We start from the raw sequence: 23,729 nt of genomic DNA, 5'->3' as shown, positions 1-23,729 counted from the left end.
GGCAGATGAGTAATCTGACATGGATACTCTGAGTTGGTGACCTTATGTCTGCTCCGCTGTTTCTTTTACCGTCGTCAATGGCGGATGTTGCGCTGATGCTTGCTTGGCGCCGCTGGTTGTTGTTCTGTTTATGGTTGGGTTGCTGGCCGTGGCTGCTGATTGGTTGGGCGGCGCTTGAGTCTCCGACGGTTGCCCGTTCTGATTTGGAGCAACAGCAACGCATTCAGGCGTTGGTTTCGCCACTACTGGGCTTGGGAGAGACAGAAGCGGCTTACAAGTTACGGGCGTTGGCGTATGAATCCATCGATATTGAGTTGGTCGTGCGGTGGCAGGCGGGTCATCGGGTGTATCCGGATCTCTCCGGGATGTCGACGTTTCCTGAGTCGACACTGTTGACGGAAGCTTTGCCCGGCATGACGGAGTTGCGGCGTCGTCTGGAGTCTGGCGACACGGGTGTGGTGTCATTAGCTGTGTATCTCAGTACTGGCCAAGCCAGGCTGTATTGTTGGCAACCGCATGTTACGGCGCTGGCAGAGACCTTGTGTGTGGCGGCTGCGGTTCCTGCTGCTGTTTCTTCCGCTGTTGTTTCTGCTACTTCTTCTATGGCAGCGATGCCTGATCGTCAGCTGTTTGCCAGTCTGCTGCACGGTGGAATAGCTGGTAGCCAAGATGATGAGAGGCTGGGGCGACAACAGGCATCACAATCCTGGACTCTGCTCTGGGGTAAAGACGATCTGCTGTTTCTGGGGTTGGTGATCAGTACACTTGCGGGCATGGTGTTGTGGGGTTGGCGCTGGTTAACGGCAGCCCGGACACGCCGTGTGCTTGCTGTCGAGCTCCGCGAGCAACTGCGGGAGTTGATCCATGATCTGCGTTTGCCATTGGCAAATGTGCTGTTGTACAGCGGTCTGATGTCCCGTCAGCCCGACGCTGCAAGACGTTATTGTCCGGTGTTGGAGGAAGAAGGGCAGCGGTTGCAGTCGCTGGTGTCTGAGCTGGCTGCTTTGCTGTTTCCGCTGCAACCCCGGCGGTGGAGCAACAGTCAGGTTTCGCGACTCGCGCATTGTCCCCAGGATCAGATTCGCCGTCTGGCGCGTGCTACGGCTGCCCGGCTAGAGCAGTCACAGTGTCAGTTGACGCTCGATCTGGGTGGCACAACGTTGTTGTCTTATTCCCCTGAAGCATTGAATCGTATTCTGCATAACTTGCTCGATAACTGTGCACGCCATGCACCGGGTAGCCGGGTGACTCTGGCCTGCAGGGAAGAGGGCAGTGGGACGGCAGCGGCTACTCTGGTGATTGAGTTGTGTTGCAGGTATCCGGCGGGCACTCGGCGACGTTCTGGCTGGTGGCGGTGGCATGAGTGGGCGGGCACGGGCCTGGGATCTTGCCGCCGTCTGGTGCGAGAGCAAGGCTGGTGCTGGCGGAGCCAATTGACCGCGGAGGGCTATCGGGCGGTGCTACAGATGCCGTTATCTGACGCGGTGCCGGTTTTTGAGTCGGGTGTGTTGCGTGTATAGCTTGTTGCTGGTGGAAGATGATCGGCATCTGCGTCTCGGGCTGGTCGAGTTGCTGACGGCGGCGGGTTATAGCTGTCATGCTTGTGCTTCGGTAGAAGAGGCGGAACAGCTGCTTGCGGGGGGAGCAGTGGCCGGGAATCTCAGCGCCTTGGTGCCGGATTTGTGTATTCTGGATCGTCATTTGCCCGGTGTCTCCGGCGATGAATTGTGCCGCCGCTTACGCCAACATCACCCGCTGCTTCCGGTGCTGATGCTTTCGGCCAGGGGTCAGGTGGCTGACCGGGTGAGTGGATTACGCGCCGGTGCAGATGATTATCTCAGCAAACCCTTTGTGATCGATGAGCTGCTTGCCCGTCTTGCTGGTATGACGCGTCGATTGTCATGGATGCGGTCGCCAGAGCGCTCAGTCAGTGGCTTTTTTATCGGTGACCGCTATATCAATTGTCAGGCCTTGAGTCTCGGCTTTGCCGATGGTCGACAGATGACGCTGCACCTGAGGGAATTCCGTTTGCTCGAACTGCTTTATCAGCGTCGGGGTGAGGTCGTCAGCCGTGATGAACTCTATGATCGTGGCTGGGGACGAGAGCATTTACCGAACTCTCGCGCACTCGATCAGTACATGGTAGGCCTGCGTGCCAGGCTGGAGGATACCGCCAAACATCGCAAACTGATCCAGACGGTTCGCGGTGTCGGTTATTGCTATCAGCCCGATTTGGCCGACCCTTGATTACTCTGTTCTCCAGCGGTTATTTCTGACCGCAATCTGACATTGGCGTTGGCCTTCCCCGTTAGGCTCGCTGTGACCATAACAATAAATGCAAACGGGGGTTTTTATGTCAGATCAACCGCAATCATCGGCGGACAGCTGTGGTTGTCATCCGCTGACGGATTCAGACGTGAATGTCGGGCGTCGTCATTTGATGACATCCATGGTGGCAGCGCCGTTACTGGCGGGGCCATGCGCTGCTGCAATGGCGTTGGGTTCCGGCCAGCCAGAGCGCACGTTTGAGGTGGCGAGCGTGCGGGAGCAGTTTCGGGCGCTGGCTCGCCTCAGTGCCGCGCCTATCGATCGTATTGAATCTTTTACCTTGCGGCCGGATAACCTGCCCTGGACGCTAGCGCTTGGTCAGTTGCAAGAGGGGCAACAGGTATCGTTTTTTCTGGGCGGACGGTGGTGGTTTGCGAAAGATGCGGGGCGGTGGCTGGAGCCGGGGTTTGTGTTTTGTACCCGCGTGCGGGGTGTGGATGGCACCACGCCTTTTCATAACCTGATGCAGAACACCGGCACGATGACGGCCACTCAGTCCGGCACGCTGGAAATTGCCCGTTCAGTCGGGGAGTTTGCGTCGCCTGCGGGGGATTTATGGGTTCCTCCGGAGCATTATCTGGCGGGGGAGGGGCAGGTTGATGGCGTTGCCATTGTCTGGAACGAAGCTGCAATCTCTGGCCTGCTTAAATTATCTGCGGCTGGGGATGTACAGGGTTTTCTCAAGGCGGAGCTGAATCGCTTGCGGCTGCTGGAACGAATGCCAGTGGGCTGGAGTAACTTTTTTCAGTTTGGAGATGGCAGTATCTACCAGGACTCCGCTGCCGGGGATATCGACTGTTACACCCATAAAAACGTTGGCATTTTGCAATACCCGTTAGCGCACCAGCCACTGGTTGCGGGGTTAACACTGGATTGGTCCTGGGTGGTGGATCAGCTGCCGTCCGACTTGCCGGAAGATCAGCTGCTAAACCACGATTATCTGTCCATTGCTGTGGCGTTTGATGACGGCCAGGACATTACTTATATGTGGAGTTCGCAGCTTCCGGTGGGCAAGGTTTTTCGTTGTCCGATTCCAGGCTGGGATGGAGTGGAAACCCATGTCGTGCAGCGCTCCGGGGTGGCGCAATTGGGGCAAGAGGTGATGGACAGTGCCGACATCCACGCTGATTACCAGCGTATTATTGGTGGCCCGGCAAAGAACGTTGTACAGGTTTGGCTGATTGCCAATTCCCTGTTTATGCGTGGCCATGGCCGCTGCGCGTATCGGCAAATTCGTATCGGTCAGCCAGGATACCAACAGCGGATACTGTAGAGGTCATCGATTACATCCTGCAGCGCGAGCGCCTGGGATTCCTGCTTCGCTCTACCCCCTGTATCCATGCCATTGTGCGCGAGTGTTACTGGATGTCAGGGCAAGGCGGCGAACGCTGCGAAATGATGACATCATCCGCAGCGTTCAGCCTCTGCACCATTACGGCTCATTTTATCGGCTCTGGTTCACATTTCTCCCTATAAACGGGCGCTCCATGCATAGATAGCGCCTTGTTTTATCGCAGTGGCGCGTTTTTTTGATCTGGAGCAGTTATTGCATCGAGGCTCAAGCTAACTTTCTTTCGAATATGCCAGATCTGAGTCGTTACGCCCCTTGACCTGCTAAAAGCCCACTATCTGGTGATTCTTTTACTGTCAACGTGCTAGCGAAGCACTAACGATAATATGGAACCCAGGAGAATAAGATGAGTGGAAACCAGGCGCGCCTGATGGCGATCAGCGACATTGTCAATCGCCAGCCTATGTCCGTGGAAATGCCCAAGCCGTTAAGCCGCATCTGGGCGACCGATGTGTTCAATATGGCGACGATGGAAGAAGTGCTTTCCAAAAATGCTTTCAAGGCGATGAAAAAAACCGTACAAACCGGTGCGGCGCTTGCTCCTGCTACGGCCGATGTGGTCGCTGCAGCGATGAAAGACTGGGCTCTCAGTAAAGGGGTGAAGTTTTTCTCCCATATATTCTACCCGATGACCAACGCCACGGCTGAGAAGCACGATGGCTTTATTATTACCAATTCCGACGGCGGTGCGATTACCGAGTTTACCGGTAGCCTGCTGATCAAGGGTGAGCCAGACGGCTCCTCATTCCCTAACGGCAGCCTGCGGATGACCAACGCGGCCCGTGGTTACACTGCCTGGGATCCAACCAGCCCGGCCTACATCATGCACACGGATAACGGCGCGACGCTGATGATTCCTAGTGTGTTTATGTCGTGGACCGGTGAAGCACTGGACAAAAAAATTCCATTGTTGCGTTCTAACGCGGCGATGAACAAGGCCGGACAAAAAGTTCTGGCATTGATGGGCGAAGCCGAGATCGCCACTCTGAACTCCAGCTGCGGCGCCGAGCAGGAATACTTCCTGGTTGATGCGGCTCTGGCCTCTGCCCGCCCGGATTTGATGCTGGCTGGTCGTACCCTGTTTGGTGCGCCGTCGGCCAAGGGGCAGGAATTCGACGACCATTATTTTGGTGCCATTCCTGAGCGTGTTCAGGTGTTTATGCAAGATTTCGAGGACAAGCTGTATCGCCTCGGTATCCCAGCCAAGACCCACCATAATGAAGTGGCACCGGGACAGTTTGAAATTGCCCCTTACTTTGAAGCCGCCAACGTGGCATCGGATCACCAGCAGCTGCTGATGACGCTGATGAAACTGACCGCCAGACAGCATGGTTTTATGTGCCTGTTGCATGAAAAGCCATTCGCAGGGGTCAACGGTTCCGGCAAGCACGTGAACTGGTCTGTAGGTAACGCCACACAAGGTAACCTGCTGGATCCGGGTGATACGCCGGACAAAAACCTCAACTTCCTGCTGTTTTGTGGTGCCGTGATTCGTGGTGTTCACGTTTATGGGCCACTGTTACGCGCTGCGATTGCTTCGGCTGCCAACGACCACCGTCTGGGTGCGAACGAAGCGCCTCCTGCGATCCTGTCTGTGTACCTGGGTGATCAGCTGGAAAAGCTGTTTATGGATATCAAGGACGGGGCGATCAGTGAGACGGTTAACGGCGGCCTGATGGATCTGGGTCTTGACCAGATTCTCAAGTTTGAACGTGATCCGGGCGACCGTAACCGTACTTCGCCGTTTGCGTTTACCGGTAACCGTTTTGAATTCCGCGCCGTTGGTTCTTCGCAGTCGGTCTCCGGGCCGCTGGTGGCGATGAACACCATGCTGGCAGATTCTCTGACCTGGATTGCGGCCAAGCTGGAAGCTGCGCTGGAAACCACCAGTGACAAGACCGAAGCTGTGGTTATTGTGCTGAAAGAACTGATGGAACTGCACAGTAATGTGATCTTTGGTGGTGACGGTTACTCCAGTGAGTGGCACACCATGGCCGTTGAAGAGCGCGGTCTGAAAAACATTCCGACCACCGCCGATGCCTTGCCAGCCTTTCTGGATCAGACGGTGATCGATCTGTTTGATTCTACCGGTGTACTGACGCCGGTAGAGCTGAAAAGCCGCTATGAGGTGTATGCCGAACAGTATGTGCTGTCTATTGAAGTGGAATCCAAGCTGGTGGTGAACATGGCTAAAACCATGATTTTCCCGGCTGCGGTGAGCTACTTGTCAGACTTGACCGATGCCATTGGTGGTGCGGCTGAGCTGTCGATTACGCTGGATTCTTCGGTTGCAACCGCCGTCGGTGAGAACATCAATGGCATGATGGCAGCTGTGGCCAAGCTGGAAACGGCAATGGCAACACATGACTTTGCTTCAACCGAAGAGCATATGAAGTTTTGTGCCGATACTGTCTGTGGCTTGATGCTGGAAGTCCGTGGCTTTGCGGATACGCTGGAAACTCTGGTGGCTGATGATGTTTGGCCATTACCGAAATACAGCGAAATGTTGTTTATGCGTTAACGCCCGCCTGTGCGTTAAAGGCTGAACGGAAAGCCCTCAGTGAGCAATCACTGAGGGCTTTTTTTTGTTTCCGCGTTTCCGCTTTCACGCTCGCAGTTGTGTCACCAGGACAACCGGGCAAAACGGCAGGGATGAGTTTTGCCCAGGCTAGGAGCCTGTCGGACTTAGGTGTTCGTCGCGAGGGAAAGACTGGTTTGAGCGATGTTTGCGCAAATTTGAGGTGAATAGTGGTTCTATTTAACCAGAATTTGCTCAAAAAAGAGCCAGGTTCAGCTTTTCCACAGTAGAGCAGCCCGACAGACTCCTAAATTTCGGTACCCACGGCTTTATTCAGCAATTGGAGCAGCGTGTGTGCTTCGGCATGACTCAGTCGGGCCAGGTATTCGCTGTTACAGGCAATGGCTTGTTGCAGTGCCGAGTGTCTGAGGTCTTTGCCCTGATCGGTGAGATAAATCTGTAAGGCCCGACGGCTGGTCGGGTGAGGATGACGTTCGACCAGCCCCATTTTTTCCAATGTATCGAGTGTTCTGGTGGTGGTGTAGTGGGCGGTCATACAGCGCTCGGCCAATTCCGTCTGGGTCAGACCTTCTTGTTCCCACAGCGCATACAGGGTGGGCCAGACGCCAATGCTCAGCCCGATATTTTTTAGTCGCTGATCCAAATCCTCGGCCAGTTGTTTACCTGATACCGCGATCAGCCAGCCCAGGCTGTTATGTCTGGGCAGGATCAACTCTTCTGCATAACTCGTCATACCAACACTCTCATCGAAATGGCCAGATAGCCAACGGACACAATAACACTGAGCAATAATAACCCGGCAGCGAGGCGGTTACCTTGCCGATGTGGCGACTGCCCGCCGATGTCTTGGATACCGGTGAGCATTGCCCGGATCAGGCGCTCTCTCTTTAACTCGTGCAGCAGTAACAGCCAGGCCAGGAGCCTGTCGGACTTAGGCGTTCGTTGCGCGGGAATGACGGGTTTGAGCGATTGTTGCGCAGGGTTGAGGCGAATGGGTAACTCCCGGATTTGCATGGTTTCAGACTTTTATTGGGATGATTTCTAGGGTGTCGACTATTTTTTCATAATTGTTGCTATTGCAATAGTTGCATTTGCAAAATAGCATAACGCCTGTCATCGAGAAACCACAGGATTAACCCATGAAAAAATGGATCGCATTATTATTGTTGGCTGCATCTGCCGGTACTTATGCCGAGCACCCGGCGGTTGAGCAGCGTCAGCAACTGTTCGAGCAGATTGACGAGCAGTCTGATTATCTGGAGACCTTGCTGGACGACAAGGAGTGGCAACAGGCGGAGGCAACGGCGTTGCAACTGCAGCAGAAGGTGCAGCGTCTGGTGATGCTGTTTCCGCCGGAGTCGGCGGGGCAGGGCAGAAGCCGACAGCGGGTGTGGCGTCACTGGGAGGAATTCCAGCATCAGCTGGAGCAATGGCAAGCCGACTATCGGGCCGTAGCCGATGCGGCGGTCGGGGCCATGCGGGATGAGGCAGCACTCGATCGGGCCACCTCTGCCTGCCGCTCCTGTCATCGAAAATATCGTTCATTCTGGTGAGGCAAACAGCATGATTCAACGAGCACACAAACTCTTTTCGCTGTTGGCGATGAGTCTGATCGTCGGCTTTTTCTGCAGCACGCTGGTCGTCGAGTTGATGGGGGATCCGGGTCTGATTTATCAGGTTAAAAACGCTATTTTTTACGCTATCTGGCTGTTGGTGGTTGCCATGGCGGCAACAGGAATAACGGGGGTCAGAATGGCGGGTAAACGTCGCGGGGGACTGATTGGTAACAAGAAAAAACGTATGCCGCTGGTGGCGCTCAATGGTCTATTGATCCTGATTCCGTCAGCGATCTACCTGCGCTCACTGGCCGCCGCCGGTGATATTGGCACGGTTTTTTATCTGATCCAGACGCTGGAGCTGTTGGCGGGGGCGGTCAATATCAGCTTGATGGCGTTGAACATCCGGGATGGTTTGAAAATCGCAGCGGCCAGTCAACAGGCGGTCGCTGCTGGAACGTCGTCGCATACCGGGCAACCTGGCTGACTCCGTGTGTCAGTCCTGATTTTTGGATGTGGCGAGGTTGTTGTTCACCTTTGATAACAGGCCCAGCAGGGTTTGGCACTCTGTGAGTGTCAGCCCGCTGATGGCTTGTTCTGCCACCTCGTTATTGACCTGTTTGAAACTGGCGTACAGCTGTTGTCCGGCGGTTGTCAGAATCAGCCGCGAGATGCGTTTGTCTTGCTCATCTGCAATTGCGTGCACCAGCCCCTGTTTTTTCAGATTACCGATCACTCGGGCAATTTGGCCCTTGTCCCGCCCTGAGCGTTCGACCAGATCTTTCTGGGTGGCTCCTTGATGGCTGGTCTGGCTGGCGATATAACGCAGCGCCTTGAATTCCATACCGGCAATGGCAGTCCCCTGGTCGCGACTGGCCTGGTGATGGCGGGAACGAATCTGGTGATTCAGTGCAGCAATGGCCTCAAAAATATCATCGGAAATCTGTTTGTTCATTGGTTGACTTTATCAACTTATTGGAAGATTATGATTTGGATGACATTATCAACTAATACAAGAGAACACAAGATGAACAGATTTGAATCCCGCTTGGCGCAGAGAGCCATCAAAGCCGATCGGTTATCCGGCCGCGAGCCTGAACGTCGTTCCGGGCAGAGTCGGATACAGCGTGTACGGCATGAGATCCGCCAGCGTTATCCTCTGGTGGAAGCGGTGACCAGGGTGTCCCCCGGATTTGTATCGGTCACGTTACGTGGTGACGATTTGAAGGACTTTCCGTCACTGTCGTTCGACGACCATATCAAGGTCTTTATACCGGGTGCCGATGGGCAGGAAGAACGTCGTGATTACACTCCACGCCAGTTTGATGCCACCAGCGGCACATTGGTGCTGGAATTTGCTCTGCATGACGGCGGTGTTGCCTGCGACTGGGCGAACAATTTGAAGGTGGGTGAGCGCGTGCATTTGGGTGGCCCCAAAGGTTCGATGGTGATTCCTCTGGATTACGACTGGCACTGGCTGGTGGGTGATCCGACGTCGCTGCCCGCCATTCATCGCCGGGTAGAAGAGTTACCCACAGGTGCCAACGCTACCGTGATTGTGCAGTGCGAGCATGTGCACGATCAACGTGTCCTTGAGTCAGCGGCTGAGCTGGAGGTGGTGTGGGTGGCGGGTTATAACGAGCTGCTGCAAGCGGTGACTGAACGACCGTTACCGGCTGGCGACGGATTTGTCTGGGCCGCAGGGGAAGGCAAGGCGATGGCGGCGCTGCGTGCATTGGTGGTCAACGACAAACAACAGCCCTCCGACAGCACCCGGATCTCGGCGTATTGGAAAGCCGGTGTGCAAGGCTTCAGCGAAAAAGGCTGAGGCCATCAGGCGGTCGCAACCGTTCGTCCTCTCTCCGTTATCCATGCCACTGATAGCTGGCCGGTTCAGCGACTGGCAAGCGGCAGGGTGGCTTCTGCCTTGACGCATTCCAGCAGCATGTAGGAGTGTATGCCAGCAATAAAGCTCACTTGAAACGTCTCGTTGATCAGTCGGTTAAAGATGCCCATGCTGGTGCAACAGACGCGCAGCAGAAAATCGTATTCGCCGGTGATGGAGTAACATTCCAGAATCACATCGGTTTGCCGGATCAGGGTCAGCACCTTGTTGCGGGAATCTGCCTCCGACTTGCGGTATTGCAGCATCACCATCGCTTGCACATCAAATCCCGCCTTCTGTTTGTCCAGCTCGACGGTATAACGCCGAATCAGGCCGCACTCTTCCAGTCGCCGGATACGCCGGAAACATTGCGACGCCGACAGGTTCACCTGTTCTGCCAGTTGCAGGCGCGGGATCTGGCTGTCTTGCTGTAAAAGCGTCAGGATGCGAATGTCCTGTGGTTCCAGTGTGATCTGCTGCATGATCTGAATCTGTTTTAGCTACCGACTGACTGATTTATTGCATCTGACGACTATTTGCAAGTGGATCTTGCAAAGACACGGTCGTGTTATCTGGTACAGGATAAGCCGTTACCCATCTCTGTCGGATACCCCCATGACCAGCCTCGATCTCGACTATGTGCGCCAGCAATTTCCGGCTTTTGCCGAACCCTCATTACAAGGTACGGCATTTTTTGAAAATGCCGGTGGCTCTTACTTGTGCCAGCCGGTGCTGCAGCGGCTGGACGAGTATGTTCATCAGCTCAAGCTTCAACCCTATTACCCCAACCCGGTATCGGCCAAAGCCGGAGCCTGGATGGACGCCAGCTATGAGGCGCTGGGGCAATGGATGAATACGCCGGGGGATACGGTCTACTTTGGCCCGTCGACCTCTCAGAATACCTGGGTGCTGGCACACGCGGTAATGGAGTGGCTGCGGCCAGGCGACGAGATCATCGTCACCAATCAGGATCACGAAGCCAATACCGGGGTCTGGCGCAAGCTGGCACAGTATGGACTGGTGATCAGGGAATGGCGGATGGATGCGCAGGGGGGGTTGCAGCTGGCCGATCTTCAGGCGTTGCTGGGGGATAACACCCGCTTGCTGGCGTTTCCTCATTGCTCCAACATTCTCGGGGATATTAATCCGGTTGCCGAGATCTGTGCGCTGGCAAGCCAATATGGCGTTCGTACGGTGGTGGATGGTGTGTCGTTTGCCGGGCACGGCTTGCCTGATATTCAGGCGCTGGGCTGTGATATCTACCTGTATTCACTCTACAAAGTGTATGGGCCACATCAGGGAGTCATGGTAGTACAACCGCAGATGGCGGCGTTGTTGGGTAATCAGGGCCATTTTTTTAACAGCGATGTGCGCGCCAAACGCCTGACCCCCGCCGGGCCGGATCATGCTCAGGTTGCTGCCGCCAGCGGTGTCAGTGATTATTTTGAGGGCCTGTACCAACATCATTTTGCTGCTGCTGACGCGCTATTACAGCAACCGTCACCGTCACCGCAACCGTCACCGCAACCGTCACCGCAACCATCACCGCGACCATCACCGCGACCATCACCGCGACAGAAAGCCGAGGCAGTGCGTCACCTGCTGCATCAGAGTGAACTGCGGCATATTCAGTCTTTGCTCGACTATTTTCGCCAGCATCCGGCGATTACCCTGATTGGCCCGGATCGACTGGAAAATCGCGCGCCGACCCTGTCGATTCAGGTCGCCGGACATCAGCCGCTCGAATTGGCGCAACAGCTGGGGCAACAAGGCATTCTTTGCGGTGCCGGGCACTTCTACTCCTGGCGGTTGCTGGAGGCGTTGGGCATTGATCCGCAAGCAGGCGTGTTGCGCTTTTCCATGGTGCACTACACCTCGGCCAACGACGTGGTACAGCTGCTGCAAGCTCTGGATGGATTGATTGGATCGGATTGATCAGGGGCGGCGGTGCTGTTTACCCGTCTCGTGGTCAGGCGGCATAAAACCAATATTGTTGTATAGCAAAACAATTGTGGTTCTTCGCTTGTCGAATGTGTAGAGTATCTGGTGTGGGCGCTGCCCGAGGTTATCGGCGAACAGAGACAAGTCTTCGCCGTCCTGCAACTGGTGCACAACAACCCGGTGCACAACAACCTGATATATAACAACCTGATATATAACAACAATATCACCCGCTATTTGATCACAGGGGATACACCATGATTAACATCGACGACATCATTGCCATCGACTTCCATACCCACGCAGAAGAACCCTGCACCTGTGACCGGGATGACGGTTACTACCAGTTTCAGGAAGACTTCGCCAAGTATTTCAAGAACCCGGCTGGCCACAATATGATGCCAACCGTTCAGGACACCGCCAGCTACTACCGCGAGAAAAAAATCGCGGCGGTGATTTTTCCGGTGGATGCGGAACGTGAAACCGGCTTCAAGCGTTATGAAAACGAGGAAGTGGCGGCTATCTGTGCCGAAAACAGCGATATTCTGATTCCGTTTGCCTCTATCGATCCGGCCAAGGGCCGTTTGGGTGCCCGTGAAGCCCGTCGGCTGGTACGTGAGTTTGGGGTGAAAGGCTTTAAATTTCATCCAACGATGCAGGGTTTTTACCCTAACGATCGTTCGGCTTATGTGTTGTATGAAGCCATTGCCGAAGAAGGTGCCATTGCCCTGTTCCACACCGGCCAGACCGGCGTGGGTGCTGGCGCTCATGGCGGCATGAACATGCGCTTGAAGTATTCCAACCCCATGTATCTGGATGATGTGGCGGCCGATTTCCCGGATATGCCGATTGTTGCCGCTCACCCGGCGTTCCCCTGGATTGAAGAGCAGCTGTCCGTCGCGACCCATAAACCGAATGTGTATATCGACATGTCGGGCTGGTCGCCGAAGTACTTTCAGCCGATCTTTATCCAGTACGCCAACAGTATTCTGAAGCACAAAATGTTGTTTGGCTCAGACTGGCCGGTGATTACCCCGGATCGCTGGATCAGTGACTTCGAGAAAATCAAGATCAAGGACGAAGTACGGCCTCTGATTCTGAAAGAAAATGCCGCCAAGCTGCTGGGTTATATGAAATAGCCAGGCTTGATGGATAGATAAGTTGATTGATGGATGACCCCCGGATAAATACCGGGGGTCATCGTAATAGGCCATTGGCCCCTAAAGATCAGTACTCAATCCAGGTCGTTTTTAACTCGCTGTAATCATTCAGCGCATGCAGAGACTTGTCCCGGCCATTACCGGATTCACCGAAGCCACCAAACGGCACGGTGATATCGCCGCCAAAATAATTGTTTACCCCCATGGTGCCAGTACGCACGCCGTTAGCGACGCTCAGCGCCGTGCTGATGTTCTGGCTCCAGACCGCACCGGCCAGCCCATAACGGGAGTCGTTGGCAATGCGGATCGCGTCGGCGGCATCCTTGAAAGGAATGGCCGATACCACCGGGCCAAAGATTTCTTCCTGCGCGATGGTCATGTTGTTATCAACATCGGCAAACAGTGTGGCCTGATGGAAACAGCCGTTGGAGCCGGAGTCTGCCACTGGCTTGCCACCCAGTACCAGCCTGGCCCCTTCCTGCTGGCCAATCTGAATGTATTTCTGAATGGTATTGATCTGGTTCTGGTCGATCACGGCTCCCATGCGGGTATCCGGGTCGAGCGGGTTGCCCGGTGTCCAGCTCTGGCTGTTTTCGATCACCCGTTCGATCACCTCATCGTAAACAGACTGCTGAATCAGCAGGCGAGTACCGGCGGTACAGGTTTGGCCACAGTTGTAGAATCCGGCCACCGCTGCCCATAACGCGGCTTTATCGAGATCGGCATCAGCAAACACAATATTGGCACTTTTGCCGCCCAGCTCCAGAAAAGTGCGTTTGAGGTTACTTTGGCCAGCGTACTGCATCAGTAACTTGCCGACCGCAGTGCTGCCGGTAAAGGTCTGGCCATCGATATCCGGGTGCAGGGACAGGTGTTGACCCAGATTGATACCATCGCCGGGTAAGACGTTTAGCACGCCGTCGGGCAAGCCTGCCTCAGTGGCCAGTGCTGCCAGCTGCAGTGCTGTCAGCGGGGTTTTGGGGTCGGGTTTGAGGATCACCGAGTTACCTGCCGCCAATGCCGGTGCCAGTTTCCAGGCGGTGGTCGAGAGCGGAAAGTTCCACGGCACAATCGCCAGCACGACCCCCAGCGGCAGGCGCTGGATCAGCGCCAGCGTACCGGCAGCCGTCGGCGCGATTTCGCCGTAGATCTTGTCGATGGCTTCCGCCGTCCAGCGGATGGTATTCACTGCGCTGGGGACGTCGATATTCAGGGTGTCGCTGATGGGTTTGCCGACGTCGAGGGTTTCCAGCAGGGCGATCTCGTGCTGGTGCTGTTCGATCAAATCGGCCCAACGCAGCAGAATCCGTTTGCGATCCTTGGGGGCCATCGCCGACCAGACACCGCTATTAAAAGTATGGCGTGCGACCCGGACGGCGGCGTCGGCATCTTCCGGTGCGTTGTCGGGCAGCTCCGCCAGTACCGCCCCGGTTGCCGGGTTGAAACAGGTTTGTGTTGCACCACTGAGTGCGGCCACCGGCTTGCCATTCACCCAGGAGTGAGCAGGAATGGTGATTTGGCTGGCTTTTTCGGTCCAGGTGGCGCAACTGTTCAGGCTGGTCTGGTTCTCGCTCATCGAAGTCTCCGGGGCATCGTTATTACGGGGATTGTGCGCCAGGCATGGCGCCAGCGGTATATATCCTGATGGGTAGTTTCAGGGGTTGTTCCGGGGGTTGTTCCGGGAAATCGTTCCTCTGACTACCAAGCCCTTGTCCGCGTTGGCGGATCAAGCCGTTCTGCGTCGATCCAAACGGCCATAGAGCACTTGGCGCGTTTCAGTAGGGAGCATCCGGTTTGCCATGGCGATGCAAGGCCCGCACGGTTTGAATAAAAAGCGAGCGGGCGCGGTTGGGCTGGGTACTGCGTTTGCTGATGACGGCGACGCCGAGGGAGTAGTGCCGGGTTTGCGGGCAGAGGGCACGTAGCTGGCCTGTCTTGGCATAGGGCTGGGCGATGTTCTCTGGCAGGAATGAGCCGTAAATACCGGACAATATCAGCGCTACCCGGGTTTCGTAATGATAGGAAATAGCCGCCAGGTTCATCTCGGATATTTGCTGGTAAACCTCTTCATGAGGTTGCAGGCCTGCATGTACCAGTGGGATGGCGTTGATTTGTGCTGCACTGATACGGCTGTCCTCTTCAGCAAACAGTGGGTGGCTGGCACCGCAATAGAGGTAGCAGCGATCGCTGAACAGATGAATATAGTCCAGTCCTTCCAAGTGTCTGTGATACGGGATAAAGGCCAGATCCAGTTCGTCGTTCAGTACCTTGCGTTCCATCTCGACCATATGGGCAACATCGACGGTGACTTCCACATCCGGTGCCTGGCGGGCGTAGTGATTAATGATGGTGGCAAAATCGCAGCGCGGGTCGTTGGCGAAGGAATCGCTGAGGGCGACCCGTAATTTCCCCGATGGCGTTGAACTGAGGTTGTTGATGGTATTACGGAACCCTTCCAGCGCTTCGAGCAACTGCCGGGTTTGTTGGTAGACGACTTCCCCTTCACGGGTCAGGGCAAAACCACCACGGCCTCGGCGACACAGGGTCAGGTTCAGCCGCGATTCCAGATTGGCAATATGAATACTGATGGTCGGGCGGCTGATATTCAGTAGCGCCTCGGCGGCACTGAAGCCACCACATTCGGTGACGGCCTTGAACACCTTGAGTTGTTTGATCTCGTAATCCCCCAGCTGTCCCAGGGAGTGTTTGATCGTCATGGTACTAAAACACCTCGATAGCGTGCGTATTCAACAACGTCGTGCCAGATAGGTCATGGCGCTGGAACCAGAGTAACATCAGGGTTTTCCTGTAGCGTCTTGCAGTCTGTGCGTTCGATGATTTTGACCAGCGCAGACTGGATGGTCGCATTTTCGCGGGCATCATCGGTGCTTTTGAAACGCTCTTCCAGTGCTTCTGCACCTTCTTCCAGCGTCAAGGTGACCGACACTTCGTCAGCCTGGTCGGTGGTGCTGCCAAAATAGGTTATGGCAATCAGTGGATAACCCTGAAACCCTCGTTTGACTTTTTTGGCGATGCGTTTTTTCGCTTTATCGAGCTGCATAAGGGATTCTCAAGGTGGCTGGAGCGGATCGGTGGATGTGTTGGTATAAGCCGAGTATGCATCGATTCACCACGAAAATACCCCCGACGATTCTGCTGCCAGCAATCAGGCTGATTTAAAAGATGTTGTTGGTTTGAGGAATCATCTTAATACAAGCGATGGCCAATGCCGTTGTAGATCATAGCGGCCAACTGTCGTGCAAGGTCGGCCGGTTGCTGGGTGATCTTGCCGGAGATAACGCCGGAGATAATCCCGATGGTGGCGGAGCCGTAAAAGGTCGAGATCAACAGGATGTCGTCTTCTGTCGGCGGTTCGTTAAAGCTGCGACTGGCCCGGCGGCGAAAGAAGTCGGTATTTTGATTGGTGACCCGCTGTAAGGCCTGCTCTCCGGCGCGACCGGAAAGTGCCAGCTGTAGCAAGGTATCGTCGGGGCTGAGGGTGTTCAGCAGATGCTCGATAAAGGCGACCAGCCGATCGGGTTCCGGAGTTTGCTGATCTTCCAGAAACGCCTGAAACAGCGTTTCCCGGCGCGCCAGCCAATGTTCAACGTGCTCGATAATAATGTCCTGGCGGCTTTGATAATTGGAATAAAAGGTCGGGCGGGTAACACCGGCCTTATCCGTAATCTGTTCAATACTGATCTGTTCCAGCGACTGCTCACGGAGCAGCTCGGCCAGTGCATGCCTCAACTTTTCACGACTTTTTTCTCTGCGAACATCCATCAGCACCCTCCTGCAACAACGAGTAAAGCGATAGCGGAGAGTACCTTATCCTTGCTTCACTGGTAACTGGGCGGTTTCCTTGACCTCTTCCATGACGATATAGCTTTTGGAGTTTTTCACTCCTGGCAAGGTCAATAGCATATCGCCAAGCAGTGCGCGGTATTCCGACATGTCGTTGATGCGGGCCTTGATCAGGTAGTCGGCATCGCCGGAGACGAGATGGCATTCCAACAGGTAGGGCAGGGTGCCGACGGCCTTATTAAACTTCTGGAAGGCATCCGGCGATTGGTAAGATAACGAAATTTCGACAAAGACCAGCATGCCATAGCCCAGCAACGCCGGATTCAGCCGGGCGTAATAGCCTTCGATATAGCCGTCTTTTTCCAGCCGTTTGACCCGTTCGATACACGGGGTGGAGCTGAGGCCAACTCGTTCGGCGAGGTCGACGTAGCTGATGCGGCCATCTTGTTGCAGTTCTTGCAGAATTCGGCGGTCGAGTCTGTCCAGTGGTCTTCTTTTATTGTCGCTGGTTGTTGCCATGAGGTTGATCTCCCTGGAATTGGACTGTCATAAATGGCATTGATTTGGCTGTATCTTCTGTAATTTCTTTAATGTGTAGTGAAATATTCTGTATTTAAGCGAACTTCAAAGGCTTTTTCTATAGGGTTTTGGCTAGAATTTCACTATTAAACATGGCAGCGTTTTCCGCTAATAGGTTGAAATATCAGCCTGGAACTGCTCGTCGGACTTTGTGGCGTTGTGAGGGTGGTCGTTATGAAAATTCTGGTGTTGGGTGCCGGTGTGTTGGGTGTCTCGTCTGCCTGGTATCTGGCCAGGTCTGGTCATGACGTCACCGTGGTTGAGCGTCGGGCTGGCGTGGCAGATGAAACCAGTTACGGTAATGCTGGCATGTTGTCTTACGGTTATACCAATCCGTGGGCGGCACCGGGTATTCCGTTCAAGGCGATCAAATGGATGCTGCAGGATCTGGCACCAATTATGGTCAGTCCGTCGGCGTTGAATGTGAATACCTCGGCCTGGATGCTGAAAATGCTGGGCCAGTGTACCGAGGATGCCTATCGGCTCAACAAGAACCGCATGCTGCGGATTTCCGAGTACAGCCGTATCTGTTTTGAGCAACTGCAGCAAGATTGCCCGATTCATTACGATCAGCGTCATCAGGGCACGATTGAGCTGTTCCGTAATCAGGAAAAAATGGATTCCATCGGGGCGGATCTCGAATCGCTGCGTGAGTGCGGTGTTGAGCATCGGGTGATTGATCACGCGACCTGTATCCAGCATGAGCCAGCGTTGGCAAATGTGGCGGAAAAGTTTGTCGGCGGCTTGATGTTCCCCAACGATGGCACTGGTGATTGCCGCAAGTTTACCCAGGGGCTGGCGGATGCCTGCCGTACGCTGGGGGTGACTTTTATGATGGACACCGAGGTCAAGGGGCTGGAAGCATCCGGCGGTGAAGTGCGTGGCGTGGTGACTTCTAACGGTCGTCTGACGGCTGACAAGTATGTGGTGGCCATGGGCAGTTACTCACCGATGCTGGTGAATCCGCTGGGCATCAAGTTGCCGATCTATCCGATCAAGGGTTATTCACTGACGTTGCCGCTGCTGGATGAAAGCAAGGCACCGCAGTCCACGGTGATGGATGAAGAATTCAAGGTGGCGGTAACGCGTTTTGATGAACGTATTCGTGTTGGTGGTACGGCTGAGATTGCCTCGTTTGACCTGAGTCTGAAAGAGAGCCGTCGCAAGGCTGCGGATTTCGTCGTCAGTGACTTGTTTCCGGGTGCCGGTGATCTGGAGCAGGCGGAGTTCTGGTGTGGCTTGCGGCCAATGACACCAGACAGCGTGCCGGTGATTGGCAAAACACCCTTCAACAACCTGTATCTGAATACGGGCCACGGCACGTTGGGGTGGACCATGTCGCAAGGTTCGGCGCGTTTATTGGCGGATATTATGAATGAACGTGATACCGAAATCAGTGCAGAAGGATTGTCGGTACATCGGTATCTTTAGGGGGCATCTATTTAATCCGGCAGCCCCCGCAGGACGCGGGTTGCCGCCGTCCAGTGCGGTGTTATTGGACTTGAAAAAGATGCGTCATTCTCGGCGTCCAACGCCTTGCCTGACGGGATTTATCCTCCTGACAGGCCGTGGCAAATAATTGAGAACGCCCCCTGGTTCCGGATACTCCCGAACACGACGAGACTTTTTTTCTCGCGATCGTTTGGGATGCCCCCCGGCGGCAGTACTATTTACTTACCCGCGCGTCCGGCGACCCGCCTGGACGTGATTCAATGAATAATGAGGTTTTTATGAGCAACAAACAGATTATTTCGACCAGCAAGGCCCCGGCCGCTATTGGCACCTATTCGCAGGCGGTTCAGGTGGGTAACACCCTATATATGTCAGGTCAGATTCCGCTGAACCCGGAAACCATGGAAATGGTTACCGAGTCGTTTGAAGCCCAGGCTGTACAGGTGTTCGAGAACCTGAAAGCCGTGGCTGAAGCGGCGGGCGGTTCGTTGAATGATGCCGCCAAGCTGACTATTTTGCTGTCGGATATGAGCTTTTTCCCGCAAGTGAACGAAGTGATGGCCCGCTATTTTGACGAGCCGTACCCGGCCCGCGCTGCATATGCGGTCAAGGCGCTGCCAAAAGCAGCTGATATTGAAGTTGAGGCGATTCTGGCGCTGTAAGCGCCAGATCGACGCTGTGGAGTGGTAAGCATGTCTCGTCCTGCGCAGGCCCGGATTCATCTGGATCATATTGTTGCCAATTATCAGTTGGCGTGTTCGTTACATCCTGCTGGTCAGGCACTGGCGGTGGTCAAGGCGGATGCCTACGGCCATGGGGTTGTCCGGGTGGCTCAGGCGCTGGCACCTTATGCGCCTGCGTTTGCGGTCGCGTGTATTGAAGAAGCGCTGGAGTTGCGCGCGGCCGGGTTGACTCAGCCGGTGTTGTTGCTGGAAGGTTTTTTCAGTAATGACGAATTGCCGGTGATTGCTGAGCAGAATTTCTGGACGGCGATTCATCGACCCGATCAGATCAGCGCAGTGGCGGAGACTTGCTTTTCCAGGCCTCTGAATATCTGGCTGAAAGTGGATACCGGTATGCACCGCCTGGGCTTTGCGCTGGAGGAGGTGGCTGGTGCTTGTCAGCAATTGCTGGCGTTGCCACAGGTGGGGCGTGTCACGCTGATGACGCACTTCGCCAATGCTGATTGTTTGGTGGCTCCGGGGGTGGATGTCAGCACCCAGCTGGCTGGTCTTGCGGCGGCTAGGCAGGGACTGGATCTGGATATCAGTGTGGCTAATTCGGCCGCTCTGATGGCGCATCCCGCCGCCCGTCAACAGTGGCAGCGGCCTGGCATTATGTTGTACGGCTCATCGCCGCTGGCATTCCCTGACGAGGTCGCACAACAGCTGCAACCTGCGATGTCGCTGGTATCAGAAGTCATTGCCACTCGCTGGGTTCCGATCGGTGAAAGTGTCGGCTATGGCAGCCGCTTTGTCGCCAATAAACCGACTCTGGTGGGTACCGTTGCCATGGGGTATGCCGATGGTTATCCGCGTCAGGCACGGGAAGGTACGCCGCTGATGGTTAACGGCCAGCGCACCCGGCTACTGGGGCGGGTATCGATGGATATGCTGACCGTTGACCTGACCGAGGTTGCTGCTGCTGCACTGGGTAACCCCGTTGAATTCTGGGGCTTGCAGCTGGATGCCAATGAGGTGGCGGCCTGCTGCGATACCATTTCCTACCATCTGTTTACCGGGATTACCCGGCGTGTTCCTCGTCTTTATCTGACCCGTTAGGGAGTCGATTCAGCCTGGATCGCTATCCTGGCCGTCGGGCTTAGGGCTGCTCTACTGCGGAAAAGCTGAATCTGGCTCTTTTCTGAGCAAATTCTGGTTAAATAGAACCACTATTCGCCCCATGTTGCCCGCAATGACAAACGGCCCGGCGGCTCAGCGATCGATGGTCGAACCAGTCATAAAGCGGGATATGCCGCCAGTCAGATTGTGCGTAAACGCGTCGAAGAACCCTTCGGCTGGGGCAAGACCGTCGGCCAGCTACGGCAGTTAAAAGTGAAAGGACTGGCGAAGGTCAACAGCGTTCTTGAGATGACCATGATGGCCTACAACCTGGTGCGAATGGCAAAGCTACAGGGTCAATCCGTCTGAAGACCGGAAACAGGGTGGAGAATCCTGCTTCCAGCGGAAAAACCACTCAGAAAACAACCAGATAAGCGTGAATTATCGGGTTGAAAAGCTTCTGTCGGCGAAGCGAATAAGAATTTCAACAGCCTGCTATCACGTAATGCCAGATCAACAAGGGTAGATGGGTAGGAGGGAGGGGCTGCCTCCCAGAGGCAATTCCAGATACGTGTTATAGAGAAACGCCAACGCATTCAAGGCCAGCTTCTGAGTATTGACCGAGACATGACGATCATTCGCCAGAAACCCCAGAAACTGCACCACCTCAGCAGCCCCTATCTCTTTGGGATGTCTCCGCTTTTGGTAACGATAAAGAACCGAATCCAGTAAACATAGGTTTTCTCGGTTCGCAGGCTGTAGCCGCGGGTGCGCATAAAGCGGCGAATGTCATTGAGAAAGGGGCTGGAAGTCATTGATCACTCCTTGATCTGATGTGTGTGCATATCCAGTATAATTGAAAGTTTGCCCAAATCAATGCGCGCTTTTTCAGAAGCCTTGCGCGCTTTCCCGGACGTTGTTATCGTTAAGGCATTGATACACGGAAATTTGTTGCGCAGGTTTACAGATTAATGCGCAAGGCGCAAAGGAGTTAATGCGCATGCTCGCTTTCACAGAATGGACTGATCTGGAAATGGATTTTACTTCCTATTATTCAAGTAGTTACGGTGATTTCCCAGAAACCGACTTGCCCAGAAACCGCGCATGCGCACTAATAAACTGTTAAGCACCTAAAGAGAAATTGTGCAACTTATGGAAATTCGTGACTGGATTCTTATTTCTTCGGCAATAATTGTCGTGGCTGGTTGGTTCGTAAATAGCTATTTAAGCCGCCGTCACGAGATGGCCAAGAAGCGAACTGAACATCGGTTAGAAGCGTTGCGTTCATTCTTGCCAGTGTGGTTTTCTCTCCAGAATAGCGAAAAGCCATTTGAAGAGGACAAGGGGCTAGTCCAAAAGTTGGCTACAGCTAGGTCTAACTTTCATCTATATGGGTACAAAGATGAAATCGAAACAATTGAGAAATTTATTGCAGCTGTTGAGTCAGGCAATGCTTCAGAGGCAAATGATACTTTGAAAGTTCTGGTTCCTCTCGTAAGAAACAGAGTGCGGAGGGAGCTTGGAATCAGTGCTTAACAAACAGCGCAAGCGGGACAATTTTTCCGCTGCGCTCCAAAATTTCCCCTTCGCTGGGCGTTAGCACTCCAAGCCGATATGAGACAATTTGAACTTAGTAAGGAACTGTATTAGATGCCTACGCGTACTGTTGAACAGGGATTTAAGGCCTTCCATACAAGAATAACACCTAATGGTTATCAATCAGGGAAAGCTGCTTCACACAAGTCATCAATCACATCAAGGCTTGAAGCTTATTATGATTTGAATCAGTTGTTCTATTCCGGATCAGCAAACAATGGGACAAATATATCTAATTTGAGTGATGTAGATTTTTTCGCTTCGATACCAACTAATAAGTTAAAGCAAAATTCAGCAACTAGCCTACGAGAGATTAAAGAGTGCTTGCAAGATCGTTTTAAAAGCACACATGTCTATGTTGATTCGCCAGCAGTTGTATTGGACTTTGGTTCTGGTGATTGGGATACTGCTGAAGTGATACCGGCTGATTACACCGGAAAAACTAATAAAGATAGGAATATATACGATATCCCAGATGGTAATGGAGGCTGGATGAAGTCTAGCCCATCCACACACAATGCTTACGTTACTTATCATAACAATCGCTTGGGGAAGAAATTAAAGCCTCTCATCCGATTTGTGAAGGCGTGGAAATATTACTGTGAAGTTCCCATATCATCATTTTACTTAGAGCTAAGAGTGACTAAATTGATGGAAACTGAAAGTTCAATAATTTATGACATAGATCTGAATTCGATTCTCCAAAAATTGAAAAGCTCTAATCTAGCTGCAATTCAGGACCCAGAAGGGATTTCAGGCCTAATATATCCGTGCTCTTCAGATGCCACAAAAATCACAGCCTTATCAAAGCTAAATACTGCAGCCACCAGATCACAAAATGCAAGGGACGCTGAGAGTTCTGGAGACGTGCGCAAGGCATTCGAATGGTGGGATAAGGTATTTGCCTATAATTTTCCTAGTTACTATTACTCAAATTAGGAACATCTACTGATGTCTAGAAGAATAGATCAAGTTGAAAAATATTTTAAACCAGTAGAAGACCTTAATTCCCTGAGTGGAGTTATTTTTTATATTTCAGCGTTGTTTGCTATAGCAATTCCATTGCTTAGCGGAAGGGTCAGCGAAAGCACGTTTCAATATGCATCTATATTTTTTGTGCTAATGGTTGTCCTGCATTCAATTTCTCAAAGTGTTAGCTCATTTTATTTCTTACCAAGAGCAGAAAGAGAAAGAAGAAAACAGCTGCTATCCAATTCAATGGGGGTTCCTTTGACGCACTCCCAGACCAATAATTACTATAATAATGAAAGAGAAGTTGGCTTGGAGAGATTAGCTTCTAATCTTTTGGAAAACTCTTTCTTTGGGAAAAGCTTATGCGCAGCAATGTTAAATTCAGAGAGAATAAAGGTGGCATTTTACTCAGTGCTTCTACTATTTTCACTTCTGAACCGTGAGTCAGATTTGGGGGTTATCTTGGCGCTCACCCAGATGTTTTTTGCCGGAGGAATTCTTTTAGGTTGGGTGAAATTAGAACTTTTGAGGATGAAGAATGAGCAGGTTTATAGCTCTCTATATTCTCTTCATCTAAATCAGAGCGGGCCTTTTAATGTTAATGAGACTGCCTTACTTCTAGATGAATTTGCGGAATACGAATGTGCGAAATCGTCCGCATCTATCAAACTATCCAGCAGAGTTTTTCATAAATTAAACGAAAGTCTGACAGAAGAATGGGAATCCATAAAAAGAACTGTTGGACTATAACGCCGAAAGTGCTAACAAGCGCATGTTGTCGGACT

23 protein-coding genes and 2 pseudogenes are annotated in these 23,729 nt (G+C 53.4%); 16 read left to right on the top strand and 9 right to left on the bottom strand.

Annotated features, from left to right (window positions below; translation table 11 throughout):
- Positions 1-44 precede the first annotated feature (44 nt).
- The 4 genes from SOJ49_RS17095 (at position 45) to SOJ49_RS17080 (ending at position 6,200) form a co-directional block, all read left to right on the top strand.
- Positions 45-1,520 carry a sensor histidine kinase gene (locus SOJ49_RS17095; protein WP_369855691.1) on the top strand — a complete coding sequence of 492 codons (1,476 nt, stop codon included), beginning with the start codon at positions 45-47 and terminating at the stop codon, positions 1,518-1,520.
- Positions 1,513-2,247: a response regulator transcription factor gene (locus tag SOJ49_RS17090; protein WP_369855690.1), complete on the top strand. Its 735-nt coding sequence runs from the start codon at positions 1,513-1,515 to the stop codon at positions 2,245-2,247. Before SOJ49_RS17095 ends, SOJ49_RS17090 begins: the two co-directional genes overlap by 8 nt.
- A 106-nt stretch (positions 2,248-2,353) precedes the next feature.
- Positions 2,354-3,601, top strand: coding sequence for a DUF3047 domain-containing protein (locus SOJ49_RS17085; protein WP_369855689.1), 1,248 nt, complete (start codon positions 2,354-2,356; stop codon positions 3,599-3,601).
- Between the two features lie 424 nt (positions 3,602-4,025).
- Positions 4,026-6,200, top strand: a complete 2,175-nt coding sequence (locus SOJ49_RS17080; RefSeq protein ID WP_369855688.1) for a glutamine synthetase III — start codon at positions 4,026-4,028, stop codon at positions 6,198-6,200.
- Positions 6,201-6,504: 304 nt separating this feature from the next.
- On the opposite strand, the gene SOJ49_RS17075 is transcribed toward SOJ49_RS17080, so the two are convergent.
- Positions 6,505-6,951: a MarR family winged helix-turn-helix transcriptional regulator gene (locus SOJ49_RS17075; protein WP_369855687.1), complete on the bottom strand. Its 447-nt coding sequence runs from the start codon at positions 6,949-6,951 to the stop codon at positions 6,505-6,507.
- Between the two features lie 406 nt (positions 6,952-7,357).
- On the opposite strand from SOJ49_RS17075, the gene SOJ49_RS17070 reads away from it, so the two are divergent.
- The gene (locus SOJ49_RS17070; protein WP_369855686.1) at positions 7,358-7,771 is read left to right on the top strand and encodes a cytochrome c; all 414 of its coding nucleotides are present in this window, start codon (positions 7,358-7,360) and stop codon (positions 7,769-7,771) included.
- Positions 7,772-7,781: 10 nt separating this feature from the next.
- The gene (locus SOJ49_RS17065; RefSeq protein WP_369855685.1) at positions 7,782-8,261 is read left to right on the top strand and encodes a hypothetical protein; all 480 of its coding nucleotides are present in this window, start codon (positions 7,782-7,784) and stop codon (positions 8,259-8,261) included.
- A 9-nt stretch (positions 8,262-8,270) separates the two neighbouring features.
- Here the strand turns inward: SOJ49_RS17065 and SOJ49_RS17060 are convergent, their stop codons facing one another.
- Positions 8,271-8,729: a MarR family winged helix-turn-helix transcriptional regulator gene (locus SOJ49_RS17060; RefSeq protein WP_369855684.1), complete on the bottom strand. Its 459-nt coding sequence runs from the start codon at positions 8,727-8,729 to the stop codon at positions 8,271-8,273.
- 72 nt (positions 8,730-8,801) lie between these two features.
- Here SOJ49_RS17060 and SOJ49_RS17055 point away from each other — a divergent pair, with 72 nt between their 5' ends.
- Positions 8,802-9,602, top strand: a complete 801-nt coding sequence (locus SOJ49_RS17055) for a siderophore-interacting protein (RefSeq protein ID WP_369855683.1) — start codon at positions 8,802-8,804, stop codon at positions 9,600-9,602.
- Between the two features lie 65 nt (positions 9,603-9,667).
- On the opposite strand, the gene SOJ49_RS17050 is transcribed toward SOJ49_RS17055, so the two are convergent.
- Positions 9,668-10,141 (bottom strand): Lrp/AsnC family transcriptional regulator, encoded by a 474-nt coding sequence (locus SOJ49_RS17050; RefSeq protein ID WP_369855682.1) that lies wholly within the window; start codon positions 10,139-10,141, stop codon positions 9,668-9,670.
- Between the two features lie 133 nt (positions 10,142-10,274).
- On the opposite strand from SOJ49_RS17050, the gene SOJ49_RS17045 reads away from it, so the two are divergent.
- Together SOJ49_RS17045 and SOJ49_RS17040 are read left to right on the top strand one after the other, a co-directional pair.
- On the top strand, positions 10,275-11,594 hold the full coding sequence (locus tag SOJ49_RS17045; protein WP_369855681.1) for an aminotransferase class V-fold PLP-dependent enzyme: 1,320 nt from the start codon (positions 10,275-10,277) through the stop codon (positions 11,592-11,594).
- 263 nt (positions 11,595-11,857) lie between these two features.
- The gene (locus SOJ49_RS17040) at positions 11,858-12,739 is read left to right on the top strand and encodes an amidohydrolase family protein (RefSeq protein ID WP_369855680.1); all 882 of its coding nucleotides are present in this window, start codon (positions 11,858-11,860) and stop codon (positions 12,737-12,739) included.
- An 88-nt stretch (positions 12,740-12,827) separates the two neighbouring features.
- Here SOJ49_RS17040 and SOJ49_RS17035 read toward each other — a convergent pair whose 3' ends face one another.
- The 5 genes from SOJ49_RS17035 to SOJ49_RS17015 all read right to left on the bottom strand — a co-directional run bounded on the left by SOJ49_RS17035 (position 12,828) and on the right by SOJ49_RS17015 (position 17,083).
- Positions 12,828-14,336, bottom strand: coding sequence for an aldehyde dehydrogenase (locus SOJ49_RS17035; RefSeq protein ID WP_369855679.1), 1,509 nt, complete (start codon positions 14,334-14,336; stop codon positions 12,828-12,830).
- 199 nt (positions 14,337-14,535) lie between these two features.
- Positions 14,536-15,477 (bottom strand): LysR family transcriptional regulator, encoded by a 942-nt coding sequence (locus SOJ49_RS17030; protein ID WP_369855678.1) that lies wholly within the window; start codon positions 15,475-15,477, stop codon positions 14,536-14,538.
- Positions 15,478-15,530: 53 nt separating this feature from the next.
- Complete coding sequence (locus SOJ49_RS17025; RefSeq protein ID WP_369855677.1) at positions 15,531-15,821, bottom strand: hypothetical protein; 291 nt, start codon at positions 15,819-15,821, stop codon at positions 15,531-15,533.
- Between the two features lie 146 nt (positions 15,822-15,967).
- Positions 15,968-16,543, bottom strand: a complete 576-nt coding sequence (locus SOJ49_RS17020; protein WP_369855676.1) for a TetR/AcrR family transcriptional regulator — start codon at positions 16,541-16,543, stop codon at positions 15,968-15,970.
- A gap of 45 nt (positions 16,544-16,588) precedes the next feature.
- Positions 16,589-17,083 carry a winged helix-turn-helix transcriptional regulator gene (locus tag SOJ49_RS17015; RefSeq protein WP_369855675.1) on the bottom strand — a complete coding sequence of 165 codons (495 nt, stop codon included), beginning with the start codon at positions 17,081-17,083 and terminating at the stop codon, positions 16,589-16,591.
- Between the two features lie 234 nt (positions 17,084-17,317).
- Between SOJ49_RS17015 and SOJ49_RS17010 the strand changes: the two genes are divergently transcribed.
- The 4 genes and pseudogenes from SOJ49_RS17010 to SOJ49_RS16995 all read left to right on the top strand — a co-directional run.
- Positions 17,318-18,574 carry a D-amino acid dehydrogenase gene (locus SOJ49_RS17010; protein ID WP_369855674.1) on the top strand — a complete coding sequence of 419 codons (1,257 nt, stop codon included), beginning with the start codon at positions 17,318-17,320 and terminating at the stop codon, positions 18,572-18,574.
- Positions 18,575-18,873: 299 nt separating this feature from the next.
- Complete coding sequence (locus SOJ49_RS17005; RefSeq protein ID WP_369855673.1) at positions 18,874-19,257, top strand: RidA family protein; 384 nt, start codon at positions 18,874-18,876, stop codon at positions 19,255-19,257.
- 30 nt (positions 19,258-19,287) lie between these two features.
- A complete protein-coding gene (gene alr / locus SOJ49_RS17000; RefSeq protein WP_369855672.1) occupies positions 19,288-20,376 on the top strand; it encodes an alanine racemase in 1,089 nt (362 codons plus the stop codon).
- Positions 20,377-20,490: 114 nt separating this feature from the next.
- A pseudogene (locus tag SOJ49_RS16995) lies at positions 20,491-20,745 on the top strand (transposase); the annotation flags it as partial.
- 144 nt (positions 20,746-20,889) lie between these two features.
- Here SOJ49_RS16995 and SOJ49_RS16990 read toward each other — a convergent pair.
- Positions 20,890-21,152: pseudogene (locus SOJ49_RS16990) on the bottom strand (phage integrase N-terminal SAM-like domain-containing protein).
- Between the two features lie 376 nt (positions 21,153-21,528).
- Between SOJ49_RS16990 and SOJ49_RS16985 the strand changes: the two are divergent.
- The 3 genes from SOJ49_RS16985 to SOJ49_RS16975 all read left to right on the top strand — a co-directional run bounded on the left by SOJ49_RS16985 (position 21,529) and on the right by SOJ49_RS16975 (position 23,694).
- Positions 21,529-21,912, top strand: a complete 384-nt coding sequence (locus SOJ49_RS16985) for a hypothetical protein (protein ID WP_369855671.1) — start codon at positions 21,529-21,531, stop codon at positions 21,910-21,912.
- Between the two features lie 114 nt (positions 21,913-22,026).
- Positions 22,027-22,911 carry a hypothetical protein gene (locus tag SOJ49_RS16980; RefSeq protein WP_369855670.1) on the top strand — a complete coding sequence of 295 codons (885 nt, stop codon included), beginning with the start codon at positions 22,027-22,029 and terminating at the stop codon, positions 22,909-22,911.
- 12 nt (positions 22,912-22,923) lie between these two features.
- Positions 22,924-23,694, top strand: coding sequence for a hypothetical protein (locus SOJ49_RS16975; RefSeq protein WP_369855669.1), 771 nt, complete (start codon positions 22,924-22,926; stop codon positions 23,692-23,694).
- Positions 23,695-23,729 lie beyond the last annotated feature (35 nt).

It is taken from the genome of Candidatus Thalassolituus haligoni, assembly GCF_041222825.1.
GTDB lineage: Bacteria > Pseudomonadota > Gammaproteobacteria > Pseudomonadales > Oceanobacteraceae > Oceanobacter > Oceanobacter antarcticus.
The sequence above is the reverse complement of the archived record's forward strand: the minus strand, read 5'-3'. Positions and strand labels throughout refer to the sequence as shown.